This window comes from Actinoplanes philippinensis, from assembly GCF_900113015.1.
Taxonomy (GTDB): domain Bacteria; phylum Actinomycetota; class Actinomycetes; order Mycobacteriales; family Micromonosporaceae; genus Actinoplanes; species Actinoplanes philippinensis.
Genome location: NZ_FONV01000045.1, coordinates 1 through 8,905, shown reverse-complemented (window position 1 = coordinate 8,905; position 8,905 = coordinate 1). Strand labels below are relative to the sequence as shown.

Here is an 8,905-nt window from a genome sequence, read left to right as displayed (position 1 = left end):
CATCGACACCCTTCACCTTTACGCCGGCCAACCACACAGATGTACGGGCCAACCGCCCGGTAGTCGCCCGTACACCGCCGCCGTCATCCCTAGCGTGAGTTAGGACTTACTCGTCTAGCCGTACGGGACGCGAGGACGCAGAACTCGTTGCCCTCCGGGTCGGCGAGAACCACCCACGGGACGTCGCCCTGGCCGACGTCGACGGATCGCGCTCCCATCCCGACCAGCCGTTCCACCTCGGCCTCCTGGTCGTCCGGGCGCAGGTCGATGTGCAGCCGGTTCTTGACCTGCTTGGCGTCCGGGACCGGGGTGAACAGCAGGCCCGGCAGCTCGGACGGGGTGCGTCGGATCTCCACCTCGTCAGGGGCCTCGTTCACGATCACGTAGCCGAGCGCCTCGGCCCACCACCGGGCGAGCCGCGCCGGATCCTCCGCGTCCACCACGACCTGTTCCCACCGACTGGGCACGAAACCTCCCTGATCGACATATAGCGATCATGTTACGTGACCTCTCGGGGACCGCCCGGGGAAAACGCGGCAACGGCCCCATGGTGACGGGGCGATGACGCACAGAACGTGCGACTTGTGGCCGCAGGGTCACCGGAGGATGGCCCACGGTGGCGGGCGGGAAGCGTCCGACCGGGAACGCAGCGCTGAGGAGTGAAGTGCCCGGCGTCGACCACTGTCTACAGGAGGCCATGACGATCCCCGGCGCCGTCGGGGCCAGCATCGTCGACTACACGACGGGCTTCCCGGTCGCCACGACCGGTGCAGCGCCCAATGAGGACCACGAGGCGGCGGCGGCCGGCACCGCCGAGGTGGTCCAGGCCGCGAGCAGTCGTTCGCTGTTCGTCTCGGCCGTACCGCACGACCTGCTCGAAGACCTGATCATCACCACCGCCGGGGGTTATCACCTGCTGCGGCTGGTCCATACCGAGTTCGACAGCCGGCTGGTGCTCTACGTGTGGCTGGACCGGGTCCGCGGCAACCTCGCCGTGGCCCGCCGCAAGATGCAGCGCCTGGCCGACGAGTTGGTCGCCCGGCGATGAGCACACTGACCTGGAAGGAGCGTCCGGTGGCCGGCACGAGGACCGCAGCGCCCGGGGATCTGCTCACGCAGGTCGCCGGCGCGCGGCAGACCGGAGCGCTGATGGTCGGCGGCCATCCGAAGGGCGCGGTCTACGTCTTCGAGGGCCGGGTGATCTACGCCGAGTCGTCGTCGGCGCCGGGGGTGGGCGAGTTGCTCACCTCGTCGGGACGGCTGGCCGGCCGGACCTGGCAGAGCGCGCTCGACCTGGGCGCCCCGACCTCCCGGGTGGGTCGCCTGCTGGTCGAGCAGGGCCATCTCACCCAGGGGGAGCTGGAGTTGTGCGTGCTCGGCGCCACCTACGACGCGGCGTACTTCGTGCTCGCCGACCGGACCGCACCGGTCGAGTTCCGGCCCGGCGTCACGCACTGGCTGGGGCCTGTCGTGCACATCGACGCGGCCGCGGTGGACCGGGAGGTGGGCCGCCGGATCCGGCTGCTCGACGAGATCTTCCCGAACCCGCTGATCGACGTGGCGCCGGTGATCCCGGTGACCAGGCCACCGCGGGAGCGGGTCACCGTCACCGCGCGGCAGTGGGAGCTGCTGGTCCAGGCCGACGGGCAGCGTACCCCCGCGGACCTGGCACAACTGCTCGGGCGGGCGGGCTACGCGATCATCCAGGAGCTGCGCCGGATGGCCGCCGCGGGGCTGATCGAGCCACCGGAGATCCGGACGGCGGACACCCGCGAGCTGATCCGTCTCCCGCAGCCACGCGGGTCCTCGGTTCCGGTGATCACCGGGCCGGAGCCCTCGTCCCGGCACCCGCCGCCCGAGGGGAGGAAGCCCGAGGCGAGCAGACCCGAGGTGAGCAGGCCCGTCGCCGAGGCCAGCAGACCCGTCGCCGAGGCCAGCAGACCCGAGGTGAGCAGGCCCGTCGCCGAGGCGAGCAGGCCCCCGGGTGAGCAGAGGCCGCCCGGCGAGCACAACAACGCCCCGGTCCGCCCGCCGCGCCTGGCCCGCCGGAAACCCGGCGCGAAGCTGCCGAAGGAGATGGCGGGCGAGGCCCCACCGGTGCACCAGGGCGCCGACGAGGTCCTGCTCAAGCGCATCCGTACCGCACTCAGGGCGCTGCGGTGACGCGCGCACCCCCGACCAGCCGAAGGAGTGAGGAAGCGGAGATGACGGTGGATCCGGCGGTACTGGAGGAACTCGGGCGCCTGCGCGGCAGGTTGCCGGAACTGTCCGGCAGCGTCCTCGCCACCGCCGACGGGCTGGTCGTGGCACACGACTCGCACGGTCTCGAACCGGACACCCTGGCCGCGCTGGCCGCGGCCCATCTGGCCCTGGCCCGGCGGTTCGCGCACGCGGTGAGCCACGGTGACCTGCGGGAGTCCGTGGTGGAGTGCGACGGCGGCTACATCACGTCGTACACCGCGGGGCCGAACGCGCTGCTCACCGTGGTGACGTCCGGTGACGCGAACCTCGCCATGGTCCACCTGGAAGCACGACGGTGCGTACGCCGGCTGATCCGGATCCTCGCCCTGGAGTCGGCGCCGCAGCTGCGCCCGGAGATCCCCGCGCAGCCCGGGCCCCCGACCCCGCTCGCCCGGCGGACCCCGATGGCAACCCTGCCGAACATGGCCCGTCGCCGCCAGGCGACCGGCTGACCATCCCACCACAACGGAGGAACGATTCCCATGGCCGACATGGACACCGCACTCAAGGAAATCATGGAGATCGACGGCTGTATCGGCGTCGCGCTCGTGGACCACACCAGTGGCATGGCCCTGGGCACCCTCGGTGGCGGCAAGGAGCTCGACCTGACGGTCGCCGCGGCCGGCAACACCGACGTGGTCCGGGCGAAGCTGCGGGCGATGGAGATGCTCAACCTGTCCGAGAAGATCGAGGACATCCTGATCACTCTGGACACCCAGTACCACATGATCCGGCCGCTGACGAGCCGGTCGGGGAAGGGTCTCTTCCTCTACGTGGCGCTGCGGCGTGACCGGGCGAACCTCGCGATGTCCCGGCACCAGCTGCGCCGCATCGAGAACGACCTCGACGTCTGAGGTCCGAGGCGTGATCGCCACCCCCCGGCGGGGAGGGTCGCACCGCCCTCCCCGCCCACGCCCTCGGTGAACAAGGTTTCCGGCTTGTTTCCCTTGCTGTCGGATCGAGGCCCGTGCATCCTGTCCTTGCAGCGCTGCAAAGACTCTGTGAGGGCCTCGTGAGAATTCTCGGCGCACTGCTCGCCGCCGTCCTGCTGACCGCCGTCCCCGCCGTCCCGGCCCGGGCCGCCGCGCCGCCGGTGACCGGCAACCCCGACCCGGTGGCCCACGATCCGACGCTGATCAAGCAGGGCCGCTGGTGGTACGAGATCATCACCGGCGACAGCGGCACCCGCACCTACCTGCCGATCCGCCGTTCCATCGATCTCGTGCACTGGACCTACACCGGCACCGTCTTCGACACCCCGCCGGCCTGGGTGGCCGAGGAGCTCGGGGTGACGCCGGCCGATTTCTGGGCGCCGGACATCACCTGGTTCGACGGCGAGTACCACCTGTACTACGCGGCCTCGTCGTTCGGCACCAACGACTCGGTGATCGGCCTGGCCACCACGAAGTCGCTGGACCGCCCGCAGTGGGTGGACCGGGGGCTCGTCCTGCGCACCACCAAGGGGGTCGACGACGTGAACGCGATCGACCCGGACGTCAGCTTCGACCGGGCCGGCAACGCGTACCTGGCGTACGGCTCGTTCTGGGACGGCCTGCGGATGCGCCGGCTGGACACGTCGACCGGCCTGCTCTCCACCACGGACACCACCGAGCACCGGATCGCCTCGCGGGGCGGCATGGCGATCGAGGGCCCGTCGATCACGTACCACGACGGCTGGTATTACCTGTTCGTCAGCTTCGACTTCTGCTGCCGGGGCGTGAACAGCGACTACCGGGTGATGGTGGGCCGTTCCCGGAGCATCACCGGGCCGTACCTGGACGCCGCCGGCAAGGCCCTGACCGAGGGCGGTGGCACGCAGATCCTGGCCGGCTACAACGACTTCGCCGGGCCGGGCCACGGGGACGTCTACGGCGACCTGTTCGCCCACCACTACTACGACCGGGCGGACGGCGGCGCGCCGAAGGGCTCGATCCGGAGGATCTCCTGGGCGCACGGCTGGCCGCGGCTGTCCGACCCGCTCAGCGGCAACCGCGGGTACGGCCACGGCGACGCCTACGTACAGCTGGTCCACCGCGACAGCCGAGCCGTCCTGGCCAACGCCTCCTGCGGTTACGAGGGCGCCGACGTCACCCTGGCCGCCGCCGACCGGACGAACGCCTGTCAGCAGTGGCAGCTCATCGACCGCGGCGACGGCCTGGTGAGCCTGACCAACCGGCAGAGCAACAAGGTGGCCGAGGTGGCCGCCTGTGTCGACGCCGACGGCGCCCGGGTGGCGCAGTGGGGCTGGCTCGCCAACGACTGCCAGCGGTTCCGGCTGACGCCGAGCACCGGGGGCTGGTCGCGGATCGTCAGCCCGCTGGCCGGCCGGGCCCTGCAGCCGGCCGGGTGCGGTGCGGCGGGCGCGGCGGTGCAGACCTTCCCGGCCGGCGCGTGCCAGGACTTCCGGATCCAGCCGGTCGGCGACGTGCTGCTCACCGACGTGGCGAACACCACCCGGATCGGCGATCGCTGGCGGTTCACGCACGTCTCCGACGGCTGGTATCGGATCACCGGCACGCTGACCCACCGGACGCTCGGCGGCACGCTCTGGCGGATCGAGGCACTGACCACCGGCGGCTACCGGCTGACCGGAGAGAACGGCCGGACCCGGGAGGTCCTGCTGCTGACCCCGTGACCGTCCGGCCGCTCGGCGGTCACGGCAGCCGGGGTCCTGGCCGGGAACCAGGACCCCGGCAACTACCATGGGCCTCCATGAGCGCCCGGGAGATCATTGACGGGGTGCGCTCCGGCGCTCTGGGTTACGAGGACGCGCTGGACGCCCTGACCGGCGCACCCGCCGCCGAGACCGACGCCGCCCTGTCCGCGGCGCTGAGCGGGGAGTTCGAGCGGCTCTTCGGCAACGGCTGGCAGCCGGCCGAGCTGCACCGGGCGGTGGCCCGGCGGGGCAATCCGATCCAGGGGCGGCTGGTCGCCGACGCGGCCCGTGACTATCTGCGCGGCCGGGATCCGGTCGACGAGCGCTGGCGGGACCAGGCGGACGCGTTGCGTACCCCCGAAGGCCGTAAGCCGGACCGGATCGCCGTGCTCGACGCCTCGCTCGATCTGCTTGCCGAGCTGCGGCGGATGCCGCGCATCGAGATCCTGATCCCGCCGCCGGGGACCCCGCTCACCACCGTGCCGCACCACGGCGACCAGCGGATCCTCGACCGGGTGCGGGCCCTGCTGGCGAAAGCGGAGTCGACCGAGTTCCCGGCCGAGGCGGAGACGTACAGTGCGAAGGCGCAGGAGCTGATCACCCGGTACCGGATCGAGGAGGTCACCGTCGCGGCCGTGGACGTGGTCCCGTTCGCCCGGCGGATCGGCGTCGACCACCCCTACGAGAGCGAGAAGGCGGGCCTGCTCGACGCGGTCGCCCGGGCCAACACGTGCCGTACGGTCTGGTCGCAGGATCTGGGGTTCAGCACGGTCTTCGGCTTCGACACCGACATCGACGCGGTCGAGCTGCTCTACACCTCGCTGCTGGTGCAGGCGAACCGGGCGATGGTGCGCGACGAGAAGAACGTCCGCAAGGCCCGGTTGAAGGCGTTCCGCCGGTCGTTCCTGGTCTCCTACGGCATCCGGATCGGCGAGCGGATGCGGCAGACCGTCGAGCGTGAGCTGACCGGCCACGACGACCTGCTGCCGGTGCTGCGCAACCGTGAGGTCAAGGTGCACGAGGCGATGGACCGCGTGTTCCCCCGCACGGTCCGCGTCCGGGGCAGCCGGGTGGACAGCCTGGAGGGCTGGGAGTCCGGGCGGGCCGCCGCCGACGAGGCTGAATTGCGTTGACATCCGGCCGGACCGGAGCAGGATGGGGTCATGCATCCGGTTTGACGCTGACACCTGTATGCGGTGCACGCGCTGCAGGACAGCGTGCTCCTCTACCCGGTCTACGCGCTGCTCTTCGCGGACGCCGGGCTCACCACCGCCGAGACCTCGTCGCTGTTCGCGATCTGGTCGGTGGTCTCCTTCGTGTGCGAGATCCCGGCCGGCGCGCTCGCCGACACGTGGTCCCGCAAACGCCTCTACGCGCTCGGTGAGGTCATCGCCGCGGCCGGCTGGGCCGTCTGGCTGATCCAGCCGTCGTACCCGGGCTTCGCCGCGGGCTTCGTGCTGTGGGGGCTCGGCGGCGCGTTCGCCTCCGGATCGCTGGAGGCGCTGGTCTACGACCATCTCGGCGACGGCACGGCGTACACCCGGATCATGGGCCGCGCCCGGATGGCGGGCATGCTCGGCATCCTCGCCGCCACCCTGCTGGCCGGTCCGGCCCTCCGGTCCGGCGGCTACCTCCTGGTCGGCGTCATCAGCGTCGCGACGGTCACCGCGGGCGGTCTGCTCGCGCTTGCCCTCCCCGAGAAACCCCGCGGCGGTACGGACGACGGAGAAGCCCGGAATGCCCAGGAGGACGGCGGGTACCTCGGGATTCTCCGCACGGGCCTGCGGACCGTCACCGGCGGCGCCCGCGTGCTCCGGGTGCTGGCGGTCGCCATGGTCGTGCCGGGGTTCTCCGCCCTCGACGAGTACCTTCCCCTGCTGGCCCGCGAGATGGGGGCGCCGACTCCGGACGTACCCCTGTGGTTCGCTCTGACCGCTCTCGCGATGGCCGCCGGGTCGGGCCTCGCCGATCGTCTCGCACCGGATTCGCCGCGCCCGCTCGCCGGCGCTCTGACCCTGGCCGCCGCCCTGCTGGCCGCCGGATCGCTGACGCCGCACCCGGCCGGCCTGATCCCGGTGTCGGCGGCGTTCGGCCTGCTGCAGTTCGCGATGGTGCACGCCGAGACCCGCCTGCAGGACGCGATCACCGGACCGGCCCGGGCGACCGCGCTGTCGGTGGCCGGGTTCGGCGCGGAGGTGGCGGCGGTGCTGCTCTACGCCGCGTTCGGCCTGCCGGTGGCGCTGCCGCTGCTGTGCGCCGTGATGGCCGTTCCGCTGTCACTCACCGCATTGCTGTCATTGCAGCGCTGAAACGCGCAACCTTTCCGGCCCCGGGAGACACATACCTGCGTTTCCCCCACCGAAAGGCGCATCCCCATGCGATCCCGTCTCCGCAAGTTCCTGCTGGCCGGGGCGACCGGTCTGCTGGCCGTGACGGCCGGCGCGTACGGCCTGATGCGGGCCGACGCCGCGACCTACCCGAATCCGGGGGTGGTCACCGGCTCGACGTTCGCGCACGACCCGACGATCGTGAAGAAGCCGGCCGGCGGCTACCTCCTCGCCTACACCGCGCCGGGCATCGGGCTGAAGACGTCGGCCGACCGGACGAAGTTCACCGACGCGGGCAAGGCCTTCCCCGGCGGCACGCCCTGGGCCGACGCCTACACCGGCGGCGACACCAACCTGTGGGCGCCGGACATCTCCTACCGCGACGGCAAGTACCTGATGTACTACTCGGCCTCCACGTTCGGCTCCAGCAAGTCGGCGATCTTCCTGGCCTCCAGCACCACCGGCGCAGCCGGCACCTGGACCAACCAGGGCAAGGTCGTGGAGAGCACGGCGACCAGCGGCTTCAACGCGATCGACCCGAACCTGACGGTCACCCCGAACGGCGAATGGTGGCTCAGCTTCGGCTCGTTCTGGAGCGGGATCAAGATGGTGAAGCTGAGCCCGTCGACCGGCAAGCGCGCCGACTCGGCGATCCACCACATCGCCGAACGGTTCGTCAACAGCAAGTCGATCGAGGCGCCGCACATCTACTACCGCAACGGCTACTACTACCTGTTCGTCGCGTTCGACTTCTGCTGCAAGGGCGCGTCCAGCACGTACCGGACCATGGTCGGCCGGTCGACGAGCATCACCGGGCCGTACAAGGACCGGGCCGGCACGCTGATGACCGCCGGCGGCGGCACCGAGATCCTCGCCTCCCACGACGCCGTGTACGGCCCCGGGCATCCCGCCGTCTTCCGGGACGGGACCCAGGACGTGCTGGTCTACCACTACTACACCGCCGCCGGCGACGCGCGGCTCGGCATCAACCTGCTGAGCTGGAGCTCCTCCGGCTGGCCGACGGTGTACTGAGATGCGCATCCGTCCCCTGAGAGCCGCGCTGGTCACGATCCTGATGACCGCCGCGGCCTACGTGACCGTCGCCTTCAACCCGCTGAGCAGCGACGCGGCGGTCGGCTTCACCAATCCGGTGGCGTCCGCCCCGTACGGCGCCGACCCGTGGGTGGGCTTCGACAACGGCTACTACTACCTGGCCGCCACCACGTGGAACAACCAGGTGGTGATCAAGCGGGCCACGTCGGCAGCCGGGCTGCCCGCCGCGTCCGAGACCGTCGTGTACACCGGCACCGCCGCCGCGAGCTGCTGCAACGTGTGGGCGCCGTCGCTGCACAAGCTGTCCGGGCCGAACGGGACCCGCTGGTACCTGTACTACTCGGCGGGCACCGCGACCTGCTGCGACGGGCAGCGCTCGTTCGTCCTCGAGTCGGCCGGAACCGACCCGCTGGGGCCGTACACGTTCAAGGGCCGGCTCAACGTGCAGGCGAACAACGGCTGGGCGATCGACGGCAGTGTGGCGACGATCGGCGGGAAGAACTACTTCCTCTACTCGTCGTGGGTCGGCGAGTTGCAGAGCCTGTTCATCGCGCCGATGAGCAACCCGTGGACGGTGTCCGCCTACGGGACGCGGATCTCGTACCCCACCTACGACTGGGAGAAGGTC

10 protein-coding genes are annotated in these 8,905 nt (G+C 71.2%); 9 read left to right on the top strand and 1 reads right to left on the bottom strand.

Features of this window, described 5'->3' with window-relative positions:
- Window positions 1-89: 89 nt before the first annotated feature.
- Window positions 90-467 (bottom strand): VOC family protein, encoded by a 378-nt coding sequence (locus BM290_RS46835; protein WP_093622495.1) that lies wholly within the window; start codon window positions 465-467, stop codon window positions 90-92.
- Between the two features lie 197 nt (window positions 468-664).
- On the opposite strand from BM290_RS46835, the gene BM290_RS46830 reads away from it, so the two are divergent.
- From BM290_RS46830 to BM290_RS46790, 9 genes are all read left to right on the top strand, one after another.
- Complete coding sequence (locus tag BM290_RS46830) at window positions 665-1,048, top strand: roadblock/LC7 domain-containing protein (protein WP_093622494.1); 384 nt, start codon at window positions 665-667, stop codon at window positions 1,046-1,048.
- The gene (locus tag BM290_RS46825) at window positions 1,045-2,163 is read left to right on the top strand and encodes a DUF4388 domain-containing protein (protein ID WP_239144073.1); all 1,119 of its coding nucleotides are present in this window, start codon (window positions 1,045-1,047) and stop codon (window positions 2,161-2,163) included. Before BM290_RS46830 ends, BM290_RS46825 begins: the two co-directional genes overlap by 4 nt.
- A gap of 41 nt (window positions 2,164-2,204) precedes the next feature.
- A complete protein-coding gene (locus BM290_RS46820; protein WP_093622493.1) occupies window positions 2,205-2,693 on the top strand; it encodes a roadblock/LC7 domain-containing protein in 489 nt (162 codons plus the stop codon).
- 30 nt (window positions 2,694-2,723) lie between these two features.
- Entirely contained in the window at window positions 2,724-3,095 is a 372-nt protein-coding gene (locus tag BM290_RS46815) for a hypothetical protein (RefSeq protein ID WP_093622492.1), read from the top strand.
- A gap of 158 nt (window positions 3,096-3,253) precedes the next feature.
- On the top strand, window positions 3,254-4,876 hold the full coding sequence (locus tag BM290_RS46810; protein ID WP_177320201.1) for a family 43 glycosylhydrolase: 1,623 nt from the start codon (window positions 3,254-3,256) through the stop codon (window positions 4,874-4,876).
- Between the two features lie 77 nt (window positions 4,877-4,953).
- A complete protein-coding gene (locus BM290_RS46805; RefSeq protein WP_093622490.1) occupies window positions 4,954-6,030 on the top strand; it encodes a DUF2786 domain-containing protein in 1,077 nt (358 codons plus the stop codon).
- A 63-nt stretch (window positions 6,031-6,093) separates the two neighbouring features.
- On the top strand, window positions 6,094-7,206 hold the full coding sequence (locus tag BM290_RS46800; RefSeq protein ID WP_093622489.1) for an MFS transporter: 1,113 nt from the start codon (window positions 6,094-6,096) through the stop codon (window positions 7,204-7,206).
- A gap of 66 nt (window positions 7,207-7,272) precedes the next feature.
- The gene (locus BM290_RS46795) at window positions 7,273-8,256 is read left to right on the top strand and encodes an arabinan endo-1,5-alpha-L-arabinosidase (RefSeq protein ID WP_093622488.1); all 984 of its coding nucleotides are present in this window, start codon (window positions 7,273-7,275) and stop codon (window positions 8,254-8,256) included.
- A 1-nt stretch (window position 8,257) separates the two neighbouring features.
- Window positions 8,258-8,905: glycoside hydrolase family protein (locus BM290_RS46790; RefSeq protein ID WP_483392419.1), on the top strand; the 648-nt coding region annotated here is incomplete at its 3' end.